Source organism: Alkalihalobacillus deserti (assembly GCF_020734105.1).
Taxonomy (GTDB): Bacteria; Bacillota; Bacilli; order Bacillales; family Bacillaceae_D; genus Halalkalibacter; species Halalkalibacter deserti.
In genome coordinates this window covers 1-1,013 of the sequence record NZ_JAJAFR010000068.1, presented here as the reverse complement: position 1 = coordinate 1,013, position 1,013 = coordinate 1, and the positions used below count along the sequence as shown (strand labels likewise).

Sequence of the window (1,013 nt, the reverse complement as noted above, 5' to 3'; positions counted from 1 at the left end):
GGATGTACACACGTTGCCATGGAGAGTACGAGTGTATATTGGAAGCCCATTGTGAATTTACTTGAAAGTGAAGACATTGTGTTTTTAGTGGTCAATGCCCAACACATCAAAGCTGTTCCAGGTCGTAAATCTGATGTAAATGATGCCGAATGGATTGCGAAACTGCTTCTTCATGGATTATTAAAAGCTAGTTTTATTCCTGATCGAAACCAACGAGAATTACGGGAACTCGTTCGTTATCGTCGGAGCATCATTGAGGAGCGTGCGAGACAACATAATAGGATCCAAAAAGTGTTAGAAGGAGCGAATATTAAACTCGGTTCTGTTGTGTCAGATATTATGGGAGTTTCCTCTAAAAATATGCTTCGTGCCATAGCCGAAGGTGAAGAAGATCCTGAAAAACTAGCAAATTTGGCTCAACGTACATTAAAACGAAAAAAGGCTGATCTTGAACTGGCTCTTCGAGGTTATATAAGTCCACATCAACGATTAATGTTAAAAACAATTATAAAGCATATTGATTTTTTAAGTGAGGAAATTGAGATGCTTGATCAAGAAGTAGCGAAAAGGGTCAGCTCCTATCAAGAGGATATCGATCGATTAGATTCTATTCCTGGGATCGCTACTCGAATGGCTGAACAAATCTTATCTGAGGTTGGAACCGATGTGAGTAAGCAGTTTCCTAGCGCAGCTCACATGTGTTCATGGGCGGGTCTCGTACCTGGACAGAACGAAAGTGCTGGCAAAAGGAAGTCTTCTAAAACCAAAAAAGGGAACAAGTATCTGAGATCGGCATTAACAGAAGCAGCTCATTCAGTAAGAGGATCCAAAAACTATCTTGGCGCACTGTATAGACGTACAGCATCACGAAAAGGCAGGAAACGAGCAGGAATTGTCGTCGCTCACGCCATGTTACGTATCTCTTATTATCTCTTAACCCGTAAAGAAATGTATGTAGACTTAGGCGAAGATTACTTCGATAAGCAAAGGGAGCAATCAATTGTTCGACATTC

General features: G+C 41.0%; 1 protein-coding gene. It reads left to right on the top strand.

The window, feature by feature from the left end; genetic code table 11:
• A partial coding sequence (locus tag LDX58_RS25665) for an IS110 family RNA-guided transposase (protein WP_227940480.1) occupies positions 1-1,013 on the top strand: 1,013 nt, incomplete at both ends.